General features: G+C 59.3%; 21 protein-coding genes. 18 read left to right on the top strand and 3 right to left on the bottom strand.

From position 1 onward, the window contains the following. Window position 1: 1 nt before the first annotated feature. From AC1Q9F_RS25890 to AC1Q9F_RS25860, 7 genes are all read left to right on the top strand, one after another. A complete protein-coding gene (locus AC1Q9F_RS25890) occupies window positions 2–736 on the top strand; it encodes an alpha/beta hydrolase family protein (protein WP_492621228.1) in 735 nt (244 codons plus the stop codon). Next, window positions 733–1248: a hypothetical protein gene (locus AC1Q9F_RS25885; RefSeq protein ID WP_492621227.1), complete on the top strand. Its 516-nt coding sequence runs from the start codon at window positions 733–735 to the stop codon at window positions 1246–1248. The genes AC1Q9F_RS25890 and AC1Q9F_RS25885 overlap by 4 nt, the downstream gene beginning before the upstream one ends. Before the next feature lie 128 nt (window positions 1249–1376). After that, window positions 1377–2366, top strand: coding sequence for a 2-dehydro-3-deoxygalactonokinase (locus AC1Q9F_RS25880; RefSeq protein WP_492621226.1), 990 nt, complete (start codon window positions 1377–1379; stop codon window positions 2364–2366). 19 nt (window positions 2367–2385) lie between these two features. Further along, window positions 2386–3006, top strand: a complete 621-nt coding sequence (locus AC1Q9F_RS25875; protein ID WP_492621225.1) for a 2-dehydro-3-deoxy-6-phosphogalactonate aldolase — start codon at window positions 2386–2388, stop codon at window positions 3004–3006. A gap of 48 nt (window positions 3007–3054) precedes the next feature. Then, the gene (dgoD, locus tag AC1Q9F_RS25870; protein WP_007950849.1) at window positions 3055–4203 is read left to right on the top strand and encodes a galactonate dehydratase; all 1149 of its coding nucleotides are present in this window, start codon (window positions 3055–3057) and stop codon (window positions 4201–4203) included. Window positions 4204–4299: 96 nt separating this feature from the next. After that, window positions 4300–5610, top strand: a complete 1311-nt coding sequence (locus AC1Q9F_RS25865; RefSeq protein WP_492621224.1) for an MFS transporter — start codon at window positions 4300–4302, stop codon at window positions 5608–5610. Window positions 5611–5670: 60 nt separating this feature from the next. After that, window positions 5671–6474, top strand: a complete 804-nt coding sequence (locus tag AC1Q9F_RS25860) for an IclR family transcriptional regulator (RefSeq protein WP_007950852.1) — start codon at window positions 5671–5673, stop codon at window positions 6472–6474. 4 nt (window positions 6475–6478) lie between these two features. On the opposite strand, the gene AC1Q9F_RS25855 is transcribed toward AC1Q9F_RS25860, so the two are convergent. Beyond that, window positions 6479–7531, bottom strand: coding sequence for an NAD(P)-dependent alcohol dehydrogenase (locus AC1Q9F_RS25855; protein WP_249482810.1), 1053 nt, complete (start codon window positions 7529–7531; stop codon window positions 6479–6481). A gap of 191 nt (window positions 7532–7722) precedes the next feature. Between AC1Q9F_RS25855 and AC1Q9F_RS25850 the strand changes: the two genes are divergently transcribed. Continuing rightward, window positions 7723–8613, top strand: coding sequence for an AraC family transcriptional regulator (locus AC1Q9F_RS25850; protein ID WP_007950856.1), 891 nt, complete (start codon window positions 7723–7725; stop codon window positions 8611–8613). A gap of 66 nt (window positions 8614–8679) precedes the next feature. Here AC1Q9F_RS25850 and AC1Q9F_RS25845 read toward each other — a convergent pair whose 3' ends face one another. Then, window positions 8680–10344 (bottom strand): electron transfer flavoprotein-ubiquinone oxidoreductase, encoded by a 1665-nt coding sequence (locus AC1Q9F_RS25845; protein ID WP_007950858.1) that lies wholly within the window; start codon window positions 10342–10344, stop codon window positions 8680–8682. Window positions 10345–10869: 525 nt separating this feature from the next. Here AC1Q9F_RS25845 and AC1Q9F_RS25840 point away from each other — a divergent pair. The 10 genes from AC1Q9F_RS25840 to AC1Q9F_RS25795 all read left to right on the top strand — a co-directional run bounded on the left by AC1Q9F_RS25840 (window position 10870) and on the right by AC1Q9F_RS25795 (window position 20313). Continuing rightward, window positions 10870–11619, top strand: coding sequence for an electron transfer flavoprotein subunit beta/FixA family protein (locus AC1Q9F_RS25840; protein WP_007950859.1), 750 nt, complete (start codon window positions 10870–10872; stop codon window positions 11617–11619). Window positions 11620–11621: 2 nt separating this feature from the next. Further along, a complete protein-coding gene (locus AC1Q9F_RS25835; protein ID WP_007950863.1) occupies window positions 11622–12551 on the top strand; it encodes an electron transfer flavoprotein subunit alpha/FixB family protein in 930 nt (309 codons plus the stop codon). A gap of 80 nt (window positions 12552–12631) precedes the next feature. Further along, the gene (locus tag AC1Q9F_RS25830; protein ID WP_492621223.1) at window positions 12632–13468 is read left to right on the top strand and encodes a substrate-binding periplasmic protein; all 837 of its coding nucleotides are present in this window, start codon (window positions 12632–12634) and stop codon (window positions 13466–13468) included. 9 nt (window positions 13469–13477) lie between these two features. Further along, window positions 13478–13834, top strand: a complete 357-nt coding sequence (locus tag AC1Q9F_RS25825) for a DUF4398 domain-containing protein (RefSeq protein WP_170929392.1) — start codon at window positions 13478–13480, stop codon at window positions 13832–13834. After that, entirely contained in the window at window positions 13831–14643 is an 813-nt protein-coding gene (locus AC1Q9F_RS25820) for an OmpA family protein (RefSeq protein WP_492621222.1), read from the top strand. The genes AC1Q9F_RS25825 and AC1Q9F_RS25820 overlap by 4 nt, the downstream gene beginning before the upstream one ends. Window positions 14644–14844: 201 nt before the next feature. After that, a complete protein-coding gene (locus AC1Q9F_RS25815) occupies window positions 14845–16284 on the top strand; it encodes an aminotransferase-like domain-containing protein (protein ID WP_207983615.1) in 1440 nt (479 codons plus the stop codon). Between the two features lie 74 nt (window positions 16285–16358). Then, entirely contained in the window at window positions 16359–16838 is a 480-nt protein-coding gene (locus tag AC1Q9F_RS25810) for a translation initiation factor 2 (RefSeq protein ID WP_207986248.1), read from the top strand. Window positions 16839–17005: 167 nt separating this feature from the next. After that, window positions 17006–17260: a YkgJ family cysteine cluster protein gene (locus AC1Q9F_RS25805; RefSeq protein WP_007950870.1), complete on the top strand. Its 255-nt coding sequence runs from the start codon at window positions 17006–17008 to the stop codon at window positions 17258–17260. A 41-nt stretch (window positions 17261–17301) separates the two neighbouring features. Next, on the top strand, window positions 17302–17907 hold the full coding sequence (locus AC1Q9F_RS25800) for an START domain-containing protein (RefSeq protein WP_007950871.1): 606 nt from the start codon (window positions 17302–17304) through the stop codon (window positions 17905–17907). A gap of 312 nt (window positions 17908–18219) precedes the next feature. Continuing rightward, window positions 18220–20313 (top strand): LTA synthase family protein, encoded by a 2094-nt coding sequence (locus AC1Q9F_RS25795; protein ID WP_179694131.1) that lies wholly within the window; start codon window positions 18220–18222, stop codon window positions 20311–20313. 60 nt (window positions 20314–20373) lie between these two features. On the opposite strand, the gene AC1Q9F_RS25790 is transcribed toward AC1Q9F_RS25795, so the two are convergent. Then, window positions 20374–20532: a DUF3309 family protein gene (locus AC1Q9F_RS25790; RefSeq protein WP_169432680.1), complete on the bottom strand. Its 159-nt coding sequence runs from the start codon at window positions 20530–20532 to the stop codon at window positions 20374–20376. Between the last annotated feature and the right edge of the window lie 103 nt (window positions 20533–20635).

Raw genomic sequence — 20635 nt, 5'->3', positions numbered from 1 at the left:
AATGGAAGTGGAAAATCCTGCGCTGAAAGATTGCAAAACCGAAGTTGCTGGTCATGATTTGACCTGCAAGACGGATCAAACTGTCAAACAAGCTGCGGTTAAAGTAAGAAAAGTAGCGGTGTTTTTTATCGGTGGTGCTGGGGATAAGGAGGAGTACTATCAAAATGAGCCTCCTCATCATAATGTGGTTAATGCACTGAATCTTCTACTGGATAGTCTTAGTCCTGAGCAGAAGCTGGAGGTTAATCTTCCTTATGTAAGCTATAAGGATGTTCGTGGTGAGAAAGATATTCAGAAATATGTAATTCGTCCGTTAAAGGGTGATAAGTCGGTTTATATTGTCATCGTTGGTCATAGTCTGGGTGGGTGGAATGGAGCCCATTTGACTTCGATTCTTAAAGAGCGCGGTTATACTGTGAAAATATTGGTGACGCTTGATCCTGTGGGCGGCGGTACAGGTGTCTGGATGGTGTCAGATATATACTTCACGACACCGAAGCCTGCAGCAGATTATTGGATAAATATATTGGCATCCCCCAAGTCCACGGATGATTCGGATACCGTTGCCAGCATTGGGGAACGTTGGATTATGACCTCTGGTCCGGACATTAATGAAGCGATCGATGCCAACCACTACAAGGCGAGAACGATGTTCGGCACAAAACTTCAAGGTGGCAAATCGGCGTGTGACATTGTTTATGAACGGTTGACCAAATATCTGGAGGCTACGAAGTGAAGCAATGTATTGTCGTGTTGATGTTCTTGTTGTGCTGTTCTTGCGCTAAGAGGCCGGTTCTCCCCGTCATTGATTTGGATTACATTTCCGTCAGTGGCAGGGATGATCGCTCAACTCTGAATATAAAGTTTGCTTCGAAAACGGATGTGTTGAATTTTTTTCAGAATGCGACGGGTGAAAGCCAGTTGGGTGAAGCTTTATATTGTTCTCTGGACAGGCGTGTTGAGTTTGAGGATTTTGATCGGTTGACTCAGTATCTGGTTGGTAATCTCGTCGAGGTCGAAAGTTCTGAACACGGTATGGATCATGTTTACGTATCTAAGTTGTCCGCTTTGAAAAAAGAGGATGAAGGAGTGTCAAACGTTTTTATGTTACCAGGTGAGTTACTGACGGCACTGAATGAACGAGATACCGTCTCTTGCAGAGTATTCACTTCGGCTTACTCATCCGGAGGGCATTATTCGAAGCCAATGCTGATTCCGGCAAACGACCTTGTGCGTGCCATTCAATAGGTACGTGATCAGTACAAAGCTGATTGGCAAGTCCCAAAATATGGGATGCAAAATTACATATTGAGATTTAACGCCTGAGAGGTCTATAGTCCAGCTCACTCACTGCCAATAACAAAACAGGTGAAGCGATGCTGGCGCAATTGATCGCGCTCGATTGGGGGACGACCTCACTACGTGCTTACAAACTCGGGGCGGGCGGGCAGGTGCTGGCGCAGCGGTCGCTGTCGTTCGGGATTATGCAGTTGCCGAAGACGCCGCGGGTCATCAACGGTCGTGAATGCGCCGACGGTTTTGAGCTGGCGTTCGACGAGGCGTGCGGCGACTGGCTCGACGCGCAACCCGGCTTGCCGGTGATAGCCTGTGGCATGGTCGGCAGCGCCCAGGGCTGGCGCGAAGCGTCCTACCGCGATACGCCGGCCAACGTGGCCGATCTCGGAAAATCCCTGCAAACCGTTCGCAGTCTTCGCGGTGTCGATGTGCACATCGTGCCGGGTGTGATTCAGCGCTCGACGCTGCCGAACGTGATGCGCGGCGAGGAAACCCAGGTCCTCGGCGTCCTGCAGAATCTGCCGGTCGAGGCGGGCAATGATCTGCTGATCGGCCTGCCGGGCAGTCATTCGAAATGGGTGGAAGTGGCCGACGGCTGCATCACCCGTTTCGACACCTTCATGACCGGCGAAGTGTTCGCCGTGCTCAGCGAACACAGCATTCTCGGCCGTACCCAACAGCACAGCGCGACGTTCGACGCCGAGGCATTCGATCGCGGTGTGCAGGTGGCGTTGTCGGCAGAGGGCGAGATCGGCGTGCTGTCGACCCTGTTCAGCGCCCGCAGCCTGGGCCTGACCGGTGAACTCGGCGCTACCGCGCAACCGGACTATCTGTCCGGCCTGCTGATCGGCCACGAGCTGACAGCATTGGCCGCCGTGCAACGACGCCGGCGCAACAGCACACATCTTCCTTCGATCATCCTCATCGGCAACGCGCAATTGTGCGCCCGCTACAGCCGGGCCCTCGACGCCTGCGGTTTTGTCCGGGTGACGCTGGCCGAGCAAGCCACCGAGCGTGGTCTGTGGCAACTGGCGCTCGCCGCCGGACTGATCGATTCCTCATCCCGTTAACCCTGACTGGAGGCCTGACATGCTCAAGCAAGCACTGGCGCAAAACGGTCTGATCGCGATCCTGCGCGGCCTGCATCCGCAGGAAGCCGCCGCTGTCGGAGAAGTCCTGTATGCGGCCGGATTTCGCGTCATCGAAGTACCGCTCAATTCCCCTGCACCGTACGAAAGCATTCGCATCCTGCGTAAGACTCTGCCCGCCGATTGCCTGATCGGTGCCGGCACGGTGCTGACGCCGGAACAGGTGGAGTTGGTGAAGGAAGCCGGCGGCCAGGTCATCGTCATGCCCCACAGCGATGCCAAGGTGTTGCGGGCAGCGAAAGCGGCCGGGCTGTATCTGTCGCCGGGCGTTGCCACACCGACCGAAGCCTTTGCGGCACTGGAGGAGGGCGCGGATATTCTCAAGCTGTTCCCTGCCGAGCAGATGGGCCCTGCGGTGGTGAAAGCCTGGCTGGCGGTGTTGCCGGTCGGGACGATTCTGGCGCCGGTCGGCGGCATCACGCCGGACAACATGCAGGCGTTCATCGACGCTGGCGTCAAAGGCTTCGGCCTCGGGTCCGGGCTGTTCAAGCCGGGCATGACGACTGAGCAAGTGGCGGCCAATGCCAGGGCCTACGTGGCGGCCTGGAAAGCCCTTCGCTAAGACTTTTCCGGCGCTGCGTGCGCTGCATCTAACAAGAGAGACAAGCAGATGAAAATCACCAAACTCACCACCTTCATCGTCCCGCCGCGCTGGTGCTTCCTCAAGGTCGAAACCGACGAGGGCGTGACCGGTTGGGGCGAGCCCGTGGTCGAGGGCCGTGCCCACACGGTTGCTGCAGCGGTTGAGGAATTGTCCGACTACCTGATCGGCAAAGACCCACGCAATATCGAAGACATCTGGACTGTGCTGTATCGCGGCGGCTTCTACCGGGGCGGCGCGATCCACATGAGCGCACTGGCCGGCATCGACCAGGCGTTGTGGGACATCAAGGGCAAGGCGCTGGGCGTGTCGGTCAGCGATCTGCTCGGCGGTCAGGTGCGGGACAAGATCCGTGTGTATTCGTGGATCGGCGGCGACCGTCCGGCAGACACCGCGCGTGCTGCGAAAGAGGCGGTAGGCCGTGGTTTCACTGCGGTGAAAATGAATGGCACCGAAGAGCTGCAATTTCTCGATACCTTCGAAAAGGTTGATCTGGCACTGGCCAACGTTGCCGCCGTGCGTGATGCGGTGGGGCCGAACGTCGGCATCGGTGTCGACTTCCATGGCCGGGTGCACAAACCCATGGCCAAGGTGCTGATGAAGGAACTCGACCCGTACAAACTGATGTTCATCGAAGAGCCGGTGCTCAGTGAAAACTACGAAGCGCTGAAAGAACTGGCGCCGCTGACCAGCACCCCGATCGCTCTCGGCGAGCGGCTGTTTTCGCGCTGGGACTTTAAACGGGTATTGAGCGAAGGTTACGTCGACATCATCCAGCCGGACGCCTCCCACGCCGGCGGCATCACCGAAACCCGCAAAATCGCCAACATGGCTGAAGCCTACGACGTGGCGCTGGCGCTGCATTGCCCGCTGGGGCCGATTGCGCTGGCGGCGTGTCTGCAACTGGACGCCGCTTGTTACAACGCGTTTATCCAGGAGCAGAGCCTGGGCATCCATTACAACGAGAGCAATGACCTGCTCGATTATGTGAAGGATCCGCGGGTGTTCGACTACGACAAAGGCTTCGTGAAAATCCCCAACGGCCCGGGCCTGGGCATCGAGATCAACGAGGAATACGTGATCGAACGCGCGGCGGTCGGCCACCGCTGGCGCAACCCGATCTGGCGTCATGCCGATGGCAGTTTTGCCGAGTGGTGAGTCGCTGACTTTCTGCCGCATCCAGTAAGTCAGATCTCCAGGGAGCGGAGATCTGCATACCCTCGACCTCAATAAACATAAGAAGAGGCGCTCTCCATGCAACCGCAAACCCTCACCGGGCAAGCGACATTAGTCACGCCCAGCCGCAAGCGATTTTTCATCATGGTGTTGCTGTTCATCACCGTGGTCATCAACTACCTCGACCGCAGCAACCTGTCGATTGCCGCCCCGGCACTGACAACGGATCTGGGCATCGACCCGGTGCACGTCGGGCTGATCTTTTCCGCCTTCGGCTGGACCTACGCCGCCATGCAGATCCCCGGCGGCTGGCTGGTGGATCGGGTGCCGCCGCGCATCCTTTATAGCGTCGCGCTGCTGTTGTGGTCACTGGCCACGGTGATGCTCGGTTTCGCCGCCAGTTTCATCGCACTGTTCGTGCTGCGTATGGCGGTCGGTGCGCTGGAAGCGCCGGCGTATCCGATCAACAGCCGTGTAGTGACGACCTGGTTCCCCGAGCGTGAACGGGCCACGGCCATCGGCTTCTATACCTCCGGGCAGTTTGTCGGGCTGGCGTTCCTGACCCCGGTGCTGGCGTGGCTGCAACATGAATTTGGCTGGCACATGGTGTTTGTCGCGACTGGCGCGGTGGGCATCGTGTGGGCGGCGATCTGGTACGCGGTGTATCGCGAGCCGCGTGATTTCAAAGGCGCCAACGAAGCGGAAATCAATCTGATCCGTGAGGGCGGCGGGCTGGTGGATATCGCGGCCGAAACCGCCAAGGTGAAGGCGAAATTCAGCTGGACCGATCTCGGCATCGTCCTGAGCAAACGCAAGTTGTGGGGGATCTACCTCGGCCAGTTCTGCCTCAATTCGACGCTGTGGTTTTTCCTGACGTGGTTCCCGACCTACCTGGTGAAATACCGCGGCATGGATTTCATCAAGTCCGGTCTGCTGGCATCGCTGCCTTTTCTCGCCGCGTTCATCGGCGTGTTGTGCTCCGGGTTCTTTTCCGACTTCCTGATCCGTCGTGGCTGCACCGTCGGGTTTGCGCGCAAGTTGCCGATCATTGGCGGGCTGCTGATTTCCACCTCGATCATCGGCGCCAACTTCGTCGAGTCGACGCCGTTGGTGATTGCCTTCCTGGCGCTGGCGTTTTTCGGCAACGGGCTGGCGTCGATCACCTGGTCGCTGGTCTCGACACTGGCGCCGGCGCGGTTACTGGGCTTGACCGGCGGGGTGTTCAACTTCATCGGCAACCTGTCGGCGATTGCCACGCCGATTGTCATCGGCTTCCTGGCCAGTGGCGATTCGTTCGCTCCGGCGATCACCTACATCGCGGTTCTGGCATTGATCGGTGCTTTGTCCTACGTGCTGCTGGTGGGCAAGGTCGAGCGCATCGAGTTGTAGTCGTCCCTGTCGGGCGACCATAATGCCGCCCGTTCCCTCGCTCAACGCTAAAGGCTGGATATGCAGGAAGACGCCCCAAAAACCGCCAAGGACGCCGCGCCGACCGGCACCCAGACCCTGCTTCGCGGGTTGGGTGTGGTGCAAGCCGTCGCCAGTGGCGCCCGCGATCTCAAAGAGATTGCCCGCCTGATCGGCACCACGCGCAGCACCACCCATCGTCTGGCCAGTTGTCTGGTGGACGAGCGCTATCTGCGCGTCGTGCCGCAAGTCGGTTATCTGCTGGGGCCGAAGCTGATCGAACTGGGTTTTCAGGCGCGCGAAGAGTTGCCGCTGGTGACCTTGGCGGGGCCGTATCTGGACGAGTTGTCGGCGCTGACCGGCGACACCGTTCACCTGGGAATTCGTGAAGGCGACGAGGTGCTGTACCTGTTGAAGAATCCGGGGCGCAACGGCCCGGAAATGCGCTCGCGGGTCGGCCATCGCATGCCGCTGGCGCGGACAGGGATCGGCAAGGCCTTGATGCTGGATGACGCGCCGCAGGATTGGCAGCGTCTGTACGACATCAGCCTGCCGGCGGGTGGGAAAAGTCAGTTCTGGCCACAGCATCCGCAGCAGTCATGGGAGCAGCTGGAGCAGCGGATGACCGAGTACGTGGCCGGCGGCTACGCGTTCGACCTGGAAGACAACGAACCGTCGATCCGCTGCGTGGCGGCGCCGATCCGCGACGCGAGCAAGCGCATCGTCGCGGCCATCAGCATCGCCAGCACCGTGCCGTACATGCCGCTGGAAAAAATGGCCGAGCTGATTCCCCTGATCAAAGGGGTCACGGCCCGGCTCTCGGCGGAGCTTGGCTTGAAGGTCTGAGGTATCAGAGCTTCAGAGTCGCCATGTCGATCACGAAGCGATACTTCACATCCCCGGCGATCATGCGGGCATAGGCTTCATTGATCTGGCGGATGTCGAGCATTTCGATGTCGCAGCTGATGTTGTGCTCGGCGCAGAAATCCAGCACTTCCTGGGTTTCGGCGACGCCACCGATCAGCGAGCCGGCCAGTACGCGACGACCCAGCACCAGTTTCGCGGCGTGGACCGGCGGATCGATCGGTTCGATCAGACCCACCAGAATGTGCACGCCGTCGAAGCGCAGGGTGTCGAGGTACGGGTTGAGATCGTGCTGCACCGGAATGGTATCCAGTAGGAAGTCGAAACGACCGGCTGCGGCTTTCATCTGTTCTTCGTCGGTGGAGACGATCACGTGATCGGCGCCCTGACGACGACCTTCCTCGGCCTTGCTCGCCGAACGAGTAAACAGCGTCACCTCAGCGCCCATGGCCTTGGCGAATTTGATGCCCATGTGACCGAGGCCGCCCATGCCGAGAATCCCGACCTTGTCGCCAGCCTTCACGCCGTAATGCTTGAGCGGCGAGTAGGTGGTGATGCCGGCGCAGAGAATCGGTGCGGCGGCCGCCAGATCCAGCTTCTCGGGGATGCGCACCACGAAGTGCTCGCTGACCACGATGCTGTCCGAGTAACCGCCCATGGTGTTGCTGCCGTCGACCCGGTCGGGTGTGGCATAGGTCATGGTCGGGCCTTCGAGGCAGTATTGCTCAAGGTTCGACTGGCAGGCTTCGCAGGTGCGGCAGGAATCGACCATGCAGCCGACACCGACCAGATCGCCTACTTTGTGTTTGGTGACGTTCGCACCGATAGCGGTGACTTTTCCGACGATCTCGTGGCCGGGCATCAACGGGTAAACGGCAATGCCCCATTCGTTGCGCGCCTGGTGGATGTCGGAGTGGCAGACGCCGCAGTAAAGGATGTCGATGGCGACGTCGTCGGCGCGAGGGCTGCGGCGTTCGAATTTCATCGGGGCGAGGGGCGTGGTGGCCGTTTGAGCGGCATAGCCGATGGCGGTGTACATGTGAAACCTCGCAAAAGCAGTGACAAGTGAGGCGGCGCATTCTGGGCGCCGTCCGGTCGTCCGGCCATGGCGATTCCTCCGGGTGTCATGCCTAATCCTCCGGCATGCGGGGTTGATCGGTCGCATTGGCAAAAGGATCTGCGATGATGCTTTCATCCCTTTTTCCGTGATTTTTTCTGAAGAGCCACCCGATGCAATTGACCCGTCACCTTGATGCCAACGCCACCCTGGTTTCGCTGATCGAACCGCTGGCGCTGCGCGATGGTTACAGCCAGACCGGGCTGCCGGGCGTGCAGGTGTTGCGCGCCAGTTGCGACGTCGCCCGTGGCCCGCACATTTATGAACCGAGCCTGATGATCATCGCTCAGGGCAGCAAACTGGCGTATCTGGGGCCGCGCACCATGGAGTACGGCGCCGGGCACTACCTGATCCAGGCGTTGCCGGTGCCGTTCGAGTGCGAGACCTATGCGTTGCCGGACGCGCCGTTGCTCGGCGTGTCGGTGGCGATCGACCGGGTGCTGCTCGGTGAACTGGTGCTGGCCATGGGGCTGGCGCCGGGGCGGCATATCCCGGCGCAGACACCGGAGTCGATGACTTCGGTGGTGCTCGACGATGACATGCGCGGTTGTGTCGAACGCCTGCTGCGCTGTCTGCACGATCCGCTGGAATGCCAGATTCTCGGACCGGCGCGGGTGCGCGAGTTATTGTTCGTGGCGTTGCGCGGACCTCAGGCTGATGTGTTGCGAGCATTGGTAGAGCAGCAGGGGCAGTTCGCGCGGGTGGCGGCTTCGATCAGTCATTTGCACTCGCACTACACCGAACCGTTGAACGTCGAGACATTGGCCAGTTGCGCGAACATGAGCGTGTCGACCTTTCATGAGCATTTCAAACGCAGCACGTTGCTGTCGCCGGTGCAGTATCTGAAGCGTTTACGTTTGTTGAAGGCGCAGACGTTGTTGATCGCCGAGGGGCTGGGAGTGGCGCAGGTGGCGCATCGGGTGGGGTATCAGAGCACGTCGCAGTTCAGTCGCGAGTACAAACGTTATTTCGAGCGCAGTCCGGGGGATGAGCGCGCGGCTTGATTCCCGACAAATCGCGGGCAACAAAAAGGCCCCCGTTTCGGGAGCCTTGATGTTCAGCGGGTGGACTTACATGTTCGGGTAGGTTGGGCCGCCGGCGCCTTCCGGCGTCACCCAGGTGATGTTCTGCGAAGGGTCCTTGATGTCACAGGTCTTGCAGTGCACGCAGTTCTGGGCGTTGATCTGGAAACGCTTCTCGCCGTCTTCCTTGGTGATCACTTCATACACGCCGGCCGGGCAGTAGCGCTGTGCCGGCTCGTCGTACAGCGGCAGGTTCTTGCTCAGCGGGATGGTCGGGTCGGTCAGTTTCAGGTGGCACGGCTGTTCTTCTTCATGGTTGGTACCGGAGATGAACACCGAGCTCAGCTTGTCGAAGCTGATCTTGCCGTCGGGTTTCGGGTAGTCGATCTTCTTGCAGTCGGCCGCGAGTTTGAGGCAGGCGTAGTCCGGCTTGGTGTCGTGCAGGGTGAACGGCAGTTTGCCGCCGAAGATGTTCTGGTCCAGCCAGTTGAAACCGCCGCCGACGATGGCGCCGAACTTGTGGATCGCCGGGCCGAAGTTGCGGCTGGCGAACAGTTCTTCGTAGAGCCAGCTCTTCTTGAACGCGTCGACGTAGGTGGTCAGCTCTTCGGTGCCGTCCTTTTCAGCGAACAGCGCGTCGGCCACGGATTCAGCGGCGAGCATGCCGGACTTCATCGCGGTGTGGCTGCCTTTGATCTTGGCGAAGTTCAGGGTGCCGAGATCGCAACCGATCAGCGCGCCGCCCTTGAAGACCATTTTCGGCAGCGAGTTCAGGCCGCCTTTGCAGATTGCACGTGCGCCGTAGCTGATGCGCTTGCCGCCTTCCAGATACTGCTTCAGTACCGGGTGATGCTTGAGGCGCTGGAATTCGTCGAACGGCGACAGGTAGGTGTTGCTGTAGGACAGATCGACGATCAGGCCGACTACAACCTGGTTATTTTCCAGGTGATAAAGGAAAGAACCGCCGGTGTTCTCGGTGCCCATGATGTCCATCGGCCAACCGGCGGTGTGCACCACCAGGCCTGGCTGGTGTTTGGCCGGGTCGATTTCCCAGATTTCTTTCAGGCCGATACCGTAGTGCTGGGCGTCGGCGTCGCTGTCGAGGTTGTAGCGCTTGATCAGTTGCTTGCCGATGTGGCCACGGCAGCCTTCGGCGAACAGCGTGTATTTGCCACGCAATTCCATGCCCGGGGTGTACAGGCCTTCTTTCGGATGACCTTCGCGGTCGACGCCGAGGTCGCCGGTGATGATCCCGCGCACCACGCCGTTTTCGTCGATCAGCGCTTCCTGAGCGGCGAAGCCCGGGTAGATTTCCACGCCCAGGTTTTCGGCCTGCTGAGCGAGCCAGCGGCACAGGTTGCCGAGGGAGATAATGTAGTTGCCTTCGTTGTGCATGGTCTTGGGCACAAAGAAGTCAGGAATTTTTTGCGCGCTTTCGGCGTTTTTCAGCACGAAAATGTCATCGCGGGTGACAGGCGTGTTCAGCGGAGCGCCGAGTTCTTTCCAGTCCGGGAACAGTTCGTTCAGGGCCCGTGGTTCGAATACGGCACCGGACAGGATGTGTGCGCCGACTTCGGAGCCTTTTTCGACCACGCAGACGCTGATTTCCTTACCGGCTTCGGCGGCCTTCTGCTTCAGACGGCAGGCGGCGGACAGGCCAGCGGGGCCGGCACCGACGATGACCACGTCGAATTCCATGTATTCGCGTTCCACAGGCTATCTCCTACTCAAGGCTCAACAGTTTTTTTTCTAATTTGGAGGTTCGGTGTCGTATCCGTTATTGCCTTTACGTTAACGTCAAGGCTAATAATGGGCAAACCACCTTTCTCTCTAGGCGGCGCATTATATCTACACCACTCTTAGCGTCCAATACAAACGTTTGTTTGAATCGGCTCCAGCCCAGAGAAATCAAAGAAGCGCGGCTTATGTCAGGGCATTTTGGCGTATTGACCAGAATGGGCGTTCCGGTCAAGATACGGGCGGTTTTGCGTTCGCCGTAGGCTGAATGGTGGTTTCAAGAGCACCTCTAAAGACAGGGCGTAGGCGGTAACCGGTGATGCGCAGCGCAGGTTCGGCGCGCAGTTTACACACCGCGAAGCGGCATGACTCGTCGGTCACGACTGACGAACGGTCATCGCGCTCAGCCGGCGTTTTTAGAGGTGCCCTTGTGCCCGATGAGCATCAACCGCCAGGTTCGCCTAGGCGACTTTCTTTTCACCGGAGAGTAACGAGGAATCCATGAAGGTTCTTGTAGCTGTCAAACGCGTTGTGGATTACAACGTCAAGGTTCGCGTCAAGGCGGACAATTCCGGCGTAGACCTCGCCAACGTCAAGATGTCGATGAACCCGTTCTGCGAAATCGCAGTGGAAGAAGCCGTACGCCTGAAAGAAAAAGGCGTTGCGACTGAAATCGTCGTCGTCTCCATCGGCCCGTCCACCGCTCAGGAACAGCTGCGTACCGCACTGGCTCTGGGTGCCGACCGCGCCATCCTCGTCGAATCCGCTGAAGACCTGACTTCCCTGGCCGTGGCCAAGCTGCTCAAGGCCGTGGTCGACAAGGAACAGCCTCAGCTGGTGATCCTGGGCAAACAGGCCATCGACAGCGACAACAACCAGACCGGCCAGATGCTTGCTGCACTGAGCGGCTACGGTCAGGGCACTTTCGCCTCGAAAGTCGAAGTCTCCGGCGACAGCGTTGCCGTGACCCGCGAAATCGACGGCGGCGCGCAGACCGTTTCCCTGAAACTGCCAGCGATCGTCACCACCGACCTGCGTTTGAACGAGCCGCGCTACGCGTCCCTGCCAAACATCATGAAAGCCAAGAAGAAGCCTCTCGAGACGCTGACTCCGGACGCTTTGGGCGTTTCCACCGCCTCCACCAACAAGACCCTGAAAGTCGAAGCGCCGGCTGCACGCAGCGCGGGCATCAAGGTCAAGTCGGTGGCTGAACTGGTCGAGAAACTGAAAAACGAAGCGAAGGTAATCTGATCATGACTATCTTGGTAATCGCCGAACACGACAACAAGGTGCTGGCTCCGGCCACCCTGAACACCGTGGCTGCCGCTGCCAAAATCGGCGGCGACATCCACGTTCTGGTTGCAGGCCAGGGCGCTGGCGCCGTGGCTGAAGCCGCCGCGAAGATCGCTGGCGTGAGCAAAGTCCTGAACGCTGACAATGCTGCCTACGCGCATCAGCTGCCGGAAAACGTTGCTCCTCTGGTAGCAGAACTGGGCGCTGGTTACAGCCACATCCTGGCTGCCGCCACTTCCAACGGTAAAAACATCCTGCCACGCGTTGCCGCCCAGCTGGACGTTGACCAGATCTCCGAGATCATCTCGGTAGAAAGCGCTGACACCTTCAAGCGTCCGATCTACGCCGGTAACGCCATCGCTACCGTGCAATCGACCGCTGCGATCAAAGTGATCACCGTGCGTGCCACCGGTTTCGACCCGGTTGCCGCTGAAGGCGGTTCGGCTGCCGTTGAATCGGTTGCCGCTGCTCACAACGCCGGCACTTCCAGCTTCGTCAGCGAAGAACTGGCCAAGTCCGATCGTCCTGAGCTGACCGCTGCCAAGATCGTCGTTTCCGGCGGCCGCGGCATGCAGAACGGCGACAACTTCAAACACCTGTACGCCCTGGCCGACAAGCTGGGCGCTGCTGTTGGTGCTTCCCGCGCCGCGGTCGACGCAGGTTTCGTACCGAACGACATGCAGGTCGGTCAGACCGGCAAAATCGTTGCACCTCAGCTGTACATCGCCGTCGGTATCTCCGGCGCGATCCAGCACCTGGCCGGCATGAAAGACTCCAAAGTGATCGTTGCGATCAACAAGGACGAAGAAGCGCCGATCTTCCAGGTGGCCGATTACGGCCTGGTGGCGGATCTGTTCGAAGCCGTACCTGAGCTGGAGAAGCTGGTCTAATCCGGCAGCTTCACTTATAAAGAGCCCGACCTTTTGGTCGGGCTTTTTTTTGTCTCGGATTTGAGTGGGAGCGTTTCGCCATGGATCTGCATCGTCGGTTGGACTGCTCGTGGTTGCTGGGGCTGGCATTGTTGCCGGGCCTGTCGGTGGCGGCGGGCAAGTGCGAACGGCTGGTCGTCACCGGCAGCCCGGATGCACCGCCGTACCTCTGGCAGGATCCGCAGAACCCCAAACAACTGATCGGTGCCAGCGCCGACCTGTTGCAACAGGTGGCGAAAGAACTGGGGATCAAAGTCGATCTGTTGTACGCCGGCAAGCGTTCCCAGGCCCTCGACGAAGTGCGCAGCGGGCGAATGGACATGCTGGCCGACGCGCCGCTGACCTTCAACGAGCTGGAAAACCTCGACTACATTCACCCGCCGTTGCTGGAAAACGATTACCTGGTGTGGATGCGCAAGGGCTCGACCCTGGTCTACACCGAAGCCAAGGACCTGCACGGGCATACCGGCGGCTTGTCGGAAAAGTCTCGAATGACCCCGGCATTCGGTACTTTCGCCGAGCAGCAATTGACCCTGACCCGTACGGCAAACCTGACCCAGGCGTTTCAGAAACTTCTGCTGGGCGAGGTGGAATATGTACTCGCCGGTCGCTACTCGGGCATGGCGGCCGCGCAGGCACTGGGCATGGCCAATGATCTGCTGGCTTTTGAACAACCCATCGACCGGCCCGGTCTGTTCCTCGCGGTTTCGCACAACTCGGCCTGCAACGATCCGTGGTTGCGCGGACAGCTGGCCAAAAAGATGACAGAATTGCCCGCGTCCGGCCTGACGGAAGCCGCGCTGCAACGCAACATCGAGCGCTGGAAGGCGCAGCAGCAACAGCCGCCGCAACAACCTGTCAGCGCCCCAAAACAGTAGGGATTCTTAGTGAGTAATCGACTTCTTTTCGCGGCCATGGCCGTTCTGGCCCTGGCCGGTTGCGCCAGCGATCCGGCACCCAACGAACAAATGCGCCTGACAGAGCAGGCCCTGGAGCAAGCCAAAGCCGTGGGCGCCACCGCTGAAGACGTGCCGGAAATGAAACTGGCAGAAGACAAGTTCAACCGGGCCAAAGGCAGCATGGCGGGTGAGTCCTACAAGAATGCGCGGATGCGATTCGAACAGGCTGAACTCGACGCACGTCTGGCGGAAGCCAAAGTGCTGACCCAGAAGAGCGAAGAGCAAGTGAACGTGCTCAATACCCGCATCGTCCGACTGCGCAAGCAACTGGGGGATGCCCAATGAGCCTGAAGTCCAACGCCCTCGGCGCTCTGATCCTCGCCAGTTGCGCCAGCCTCTACGGCTGCGCCGGTCAGCACAGCGAATCCGCATTGCAGCAGGCCAGCACCGACTTCCAGAAGGTCAAGGAAGATTCCAACGTGCTGCGTATCGCGCCGAAAGACGTGATCCGCGCCGGTGAGTCCCTGGCTCGTGCCGATCGTCTGTCGACGTACTGGGGCAGTGGCTCGGACGTGGTGCATTACGCCTACCTGAGTCAGCGCTACAGCGAAATCGCCCGTGAGCACACTAACCAGGTACTCAACGAAGAGCGTGCAGCGAAGCTGGAACTTGAGCGCCAGCGCCTGCAGCTGGCCCTGCGCGAGTCCAAACTGCTGAGCGTGCAACAGCAGGGCAAATGGCTGGAAGAACAGATCGTTGCGCTGGCCACCACCCAGACCGATCGTGGTCTGGTGATGACCTTGGGTGACGTACTGTTCGATACCGGTGAAGCCGAACTGAAAAATTCGGCCAACCGCGTGGTGCTGAAGATCGTGCAGTTCCTGCAACTCAACCCGAAACGCATCGTGCGCATCGAGGGGTACACCGACAGCACCGGCGGCAAGCAGGAAAACCTCAAGCTGTCCCGCGATCGCGCGCAGTCGGTAGCGGACGTGCTGACGGACCTGGGCATCGACGAAAAACGCATTCAGGTCGAAGGCTACGGCGACGAATACCCGGTGGACGCCAACGCTTCCGAGCGCGGGCGTGCGCAGAACCGTCGGGTGGAAATCGTGTTCTCCGACGAAAAAGGCCAGCTCGGCGCCGCCCGCTGAGGGTGGCGTTACTGGAAAGCCCGGGCTGTCATGCAGCACCGGGCTTTTTTACGTCTGTCGATTACCTCACAAAGCAGTACAGATTTAACCGACACAGCACTGTATGGTTGACTAATATGGCAACTGTCCCAGTACACTTCCAAACTGTTCCGGTATTGTTTCACACAAGAATAAAACGCCCGTGAAATCGAGTGCTGCGTCATGACCAATCTCTTGCTCTACCAACGTATTGCTCAACAGCTGGCCGAAGATATCCGCCGTGGCGTCTATCAACCGGGCGAGCGCGTGCCTTCGGTGCGCAAGATGAGTTCGCAGCTCAACGTCAGCCATGCCACCGTGTTGCAGGCTTACGCAAACCTCGAGGATCAGGGCCTGATCCGCGCGCGGCCGCAGTCCGGTTACTACGTACACCAGACTCCCGCACTGACGGCGCCCACGCCGGACATTGCCCGGGTCGAGCGGCCCGGCCTGGTCACCCGCAGCAGCATTATTCAGCAAGTATTGGTCGAATCCCGTCGTGAAGGCGTGTTCCCACTGGGTGCGGCGGTGCCGAGCGTCGATTACCTGCCGGTGCGCGCCCTGCATCAGCAGCTGGCCAAGGTCACCCGCTTTCACAGCCCACGGGCATTCAGTTACATGTTCAGCCCCGGTTTCGAGCCGTTGCGCCGGCAGGTGGCGATTCGTATGCGCGATGCAGGCGTGGTGGTCGACCCTTCGGAAGTGGTGATCACCCACGGCTGTGTCGATGCGTTGCAGATGTCCTTGCGAGTGCTGACCCGCCCCGGCGACCTGATCGCCGCCGAATCACCCACCTATTACGGTTTGCTGCAACTGGCGGATCTGCTGGGCCTGAAAGTCATCGAGATCCCCAGCGATCCCGCCACCGGCATGAGCCTCGAAGCCCTGCAACTGGCGGCCAACCAATGGTCGATCAAGGCGCTGGTACTGACCACTCGCCTGAGTAATCCACTCGGCGGCACCATGCCCGAAGAGCGGCAGAAACAACTGCTGAGACTGGCCTCGGACTTCGACATCCAGATCGTCGAAGACGACATCTATGGCGAGTTGATGTTCGAACAGGGTCGCACCAAGTCGCTCAAGGCCTACGACCGGCTCGACCGGGTGATCTACTGCTCGAGTTTTTCCAAGACGTTATCGCCCGGTGTGCGCATCGGCTGGATGATCGCCGGCAAGTACCAGCAGGAAATCCAGCGCTTGCAGACCTTCAGCACTCATTCGGCGTGCAGCGTCACGCAAATGGCCATCGCGGCGTACCTGGAAAATGGTGGCTATGACCGGCATTTACGGTACATCCGCCAGGAATACCGAAAAAATCTCAGCGCGTTTCAGCTAGCGGTTCAGCAGTACTTTCCCGAAGGCACACAGATGACCCGGCCCACCGGCGGATTCATTCTGTGGGTCAGTCTGCCGGGGCGGGTCAACACCCAGGAATTGCACGTGCGGGCGCTGCAACAGGGCATCAGCATTGCGCCGGGCCTGATCTTCAGCAATACCGAACAGTTCAACCACTGTATCCGGTTGAACTGCGGCATCCCTTGGAATCGCGAGGCGGAACGGGCGCTGATGACCCTCGGAATGCTGGCAACACAGCTCTGCCAGGAGATGACCGGCGGATTTTGAAACAATGGCGGAGCTTGTCATGTGACGTCCAACAGGCGAGCATATGGCCCTCTGCCGTTAGCTTCGTTGGGTTCATGAAAGCGAAATTTTCTGCCGTCTGGGTTGTGCTCTGCCTGCTGATGATGGGTCATGTGCCTGGCGCCATGGCGGCCGCGGCTCAGGAAAAGACGCCGGCTACTGCCACCGCGAAAAAAACGGCCACGGCCAAGAAAACCGTTCCAGCGAAAAAAACACCGCAGAAAAAGGCTGCTCCCGCCAAGAAGCGTGCGCCGGTTGCCTCCAAGTCGAAGTCGGCAAAAGAAGTGGTGAAGACGCCGTTGCCGTCCGCGAAGCTCGATTTGAGCCTGCCCAAAGATATGGTTCAGGAACTGAAGCCACCCGGCTCCGTGACGCTGCCCAAGCGCGAACCAATCCTGCCGCAGATGTTCGGCGACAAAAACACCGGATTTCAGCTCAACGGCCGTTTGCTCAGCAACGAAATGCAGTTGCAGCTGCGTAACGAAGAACGGCGTGACGTTGAGGGCGCAGCGCTGGATTTCGAGTTCAAGCAATAAATTTCATCTCATGGGTGACCCGCTAACCAGACGCTTTGTCGGAGACTGGTCAGTCACTTTCGTTTCTGCGTAAAAACCCCGGTTCAGGGAATTTAAAACAGCCGTTTAAGCGGTTACCCTGTTCCGCGTCCCTTTAACACATTGCCCGCTGCGAGGAACGCGTCGTCATGAAATGCCGTGAAGGCTGTGGCGCCTGCTGCATTGCCCCTTCCATCAGTTCGCCGATTCCAGGCATGCCCGATGGCAAACCTGCCGGTGAACGCTGCGTTCAGTTGTCGGTCGATAACCTGTGCAACATTTTCGGTCGACCGGAACGTCCGGCGGTCTGTTCAGGATTCAAGGCCGATCCCGAAGTCTGCGGCAGCAGCCAGGAAGACGCGATCAGACTGCTCGGCTGGTGGGAGCAGATGACGGCGGCGTGATGTGTCAAACGAACGGAACTTCAACAATAAGGAATAAGACTATGGGTTCGCTGCATCGTATCGCTGTGTTGTGTGGTTTGACCGCCGTGCTGGCCACCTCGGCCGCCCAGGCTGAAGACTGGAAAGTCGCCAAGAACGAGGACGGCATCAAGGTCTCCCTGAGCGAAGTGCCGGGTTCGGACTACAAGTCTTATCAGGGCGTGACCGTGATGAAGACCACCATCGCCAAACTGCGCGCCTTGCAGGAAGACGTCTCCGGTGCCTGCGCGTGGATTCACGAGTGCAAGACCCAGAAACTGCTCAAGCACGAAGGCGATCAGAGCTGGACCTACACCCAATTCAACACGCCATGGCCGGTGACTCCGCGCGATTCGATCCTGCACGTCACCACTGTTGAAGGCGCCGATGGCAGCCTGACCCGTAATCTCGAAGGCGTGCCGAAGTACCTGCCTGAAGAAAAAGGCTTTGTGCGGGTCGCGCAGGTCAAAGGCTTCTGGAAGTTCGTACCAAAGGGTGATCAGGTTGAAGTGACCTATCAGGTTCACACCGAGCCAGGCGGCAGCGTGCCGTCGATGATTGCCAACAAGTTTGTGGTCGACGCACCGTTCAACACCCTGAAAGCCTTGAAAGAACGCGCCGAGAAGTAACTGTCGCGTTCATCTATAAACGCCCCGAAGAACTCGGGGCGTTTTGTTTTCAGGTTTATTGTGTTTCCAGATATGCGTTGGACGAAATTTTCACAAAGTCTCCAAGACAATTCGCCCGCGCTGTTTACACCTGTCACGGTGCGCTGTGCCTTGAATGAAAGCGTCCGGCAACGGGCACTAATCAATGGCAATGCCGCCGGTGATCGTGCAACATTTGCGCTCCGCGCAAGCCCCGGGGCCTGGAATGGCCAACAGAGGGCAGGGCGCAGCTGAATTTTTGCAACTTCAACTTCCAATGGGTCCTAAAACGACATGGCAAACCCGGACGCCCTGAGTCAGCAGCGATCATCCAGTCGCCTGCTGCAACCGACCGTCAAATCGCATCTGGCCTACACGCTCCTGTGCGCGCTGGTCATGATGGTGATGTTTTCCGTGCTGCGCCTCGCGCTGCTGGTCTACAACCGCGAGATGATCCTCGACACCCCGGCCTCGACCTTCCTCGAAGCCTTCGCCAACGGCCTGCGCTTCGATATTCGCCTGGTGGTGTATCTGTGCATTCCGCTGGTGCTGGCGCTGTTCAGTGCCCGGGCCATGGCGGCGCGCGGGTTCTTCCGTCTGTGGCTGACCGTCGCGTCGAGCATCGCGCTGTTCCTCGGCCTGATGGAGATGGACTTCTATCGCGAGTTCCACCAGCGCCTCAACGGCCTGGTGTTCCAGTACGTGAAGGAAGACCCGAAAACTGTGATGAGCATGCTCTGGTACGGTTTCCCGGTGGTGCGCTATCTGCTGGCGTGGGCCGTGGGCACGCTGATCCTGACCTTGGCGTTCAAGGGCGCCGACCGTCTGACCCGTCCGCGTGGCCCGTTCAGCGGTGGCAACGTCGGCACCCGTCAAGTGGCGCCATGGTATGCGCGTCTGGCGGTGTTCGTGGTTTGCCTGCTGATCTGCGTGGTCGCCGCTCGCGGCACCCTGCGCCAAGGCCCGCCGCTGCGCTGGGGTGACGTGTACACCACCGATTCCAACTTCGCCAACCAGCTCGGCCTCAACGGCACGCTGTCGCTGATCGCGGCGGCCAAGGACCGGATGGGCGAGGATCGCGACAACATCTGGAAAGCCACGCTGCCGCAGGATCAGGCGCAGAAAGTGGTTCGCGAGATGCTGGTGATGCCGGACGACAAACTGGTGGATGCCGATATTGCCGCCGTGCGTCGTGAATACACGCCGCCTGCCGACAAGACCCTGCCGATCAAGAACGTCGTCGTGATCCTGATGGAAAGCATGGCCGGTCACTCGGTTGGTGCTCTGGGCGCGCCGGGCAACATCACGCCGTACCTCGACAAGCTGTCGAAGGAAGGCCTGCTGTTCGACCGTTTCTTCTCCAACGGCACCCACACCCACCAGGGCATGTTCGCCACCATGGCGTGCTTCCCGAACCTGCCGGGTTTCGAATACCTGATGCAGACTCCGGAAGGCAGCCACAAACTGTCCGGCCTGCCGCAGTTGCTCAGCGCTCGTGACTATGACGACGTGTACGTCTACAACGGCGACTTTGCCTGGGATAACCAGTCTGGTTTCTTCAGTAACCAGGGCATGACCAACTTCGTCGGCCGTAACGACTTCGTGAACCCGGTGTTCTCCGATCCGACCTGGGGCGTGTCCGACCAGGACATGTTCGACCGTGGTCTGGTGGAGCTCAAGGCGCGGGAAAACGGCAAACCGTTCTACGCGCTGCTGCAGACCCTGTCCAACCACACGCCGTACGCCTTGCCGACGCCGTTGCCGGTCGAGCGTGTCACTGACCGTGGCACGCTCAACGAGCACCTGACCGCGATGCGTTATGCGGACTGGGCGCTGGGCCAGTTCTTCGAGAAGGCCCGCAAGGAGCCGTACTTCAAGGAAACCCTGTTCGTCATCGTCGGCGACCACGGTTTCGGCAACGAGCGTCAGATCACCGAAATGGACCTGGGCCGCTTCAACGTACCAATGCTGATGATCGCACCGGGCATCCAGGAAAAATTCGGTACCCGTGACCACACCGTGGGCACCCAGATCGACATCGTGCCGACCATCATGGGTCGCCTCGGTGGCGAAGTGCGCCATCAGTGCTGGGGCCGCGATCTGCTGAACCTGCCGCAGGGTGACACCGGTTTCGGTGTGATCAAGCCGTCGGGCAGCGAGCAGACCACCGCCATCGTCACCGCCGACCAGATCCTGGTGCTGCCGAAAGAGAAGGAAATGGCGCCGAAGATCTACCAGTACCAACTGGGCGCGAATCCTTCTGCTGAAATCATCCCGGACGCGCCGCGCACTGCCGAGCTGAAACTCAAGCTCGAAGCGTTCCTGCAAACCGCCACCAAGAGCCTGATGGATAACACCGCCGGTGTGATTAACGGCAAGCCGGACTGATCATTCGGTGCAATAAAAAAGAGGCCCTTGAAGGGCCTCTTTTTTTTGTCGGTCAAACAGTCATATCCGACCGAGTAACAACAGCACCAACAGTACTACCAGCACCACACCGATAATGCCCGAAGGGCCATAACCCCAACTTCTGGAGTGCGGGAAGACCGGCAGACCACCGATCAGCAACAGGATCAGGATAATGATTAGAATTGTGCCCATGTCTATTTCCTTGTTGATAGTGTCTGTGAAGTCTTGGTGTTCAAGGGCGGCTGGAAGTTGAACTAAATCCAGACGGCTTACAAATTCCGACTGGTGCGCATGAAAGAAA

The organism is Pseudomonas sp. GW823-FHT04A03 (assembly GCF_058796615.1).
This window is presented reverse-complemented; position numbering and strand designations above follow the sequence as displayed.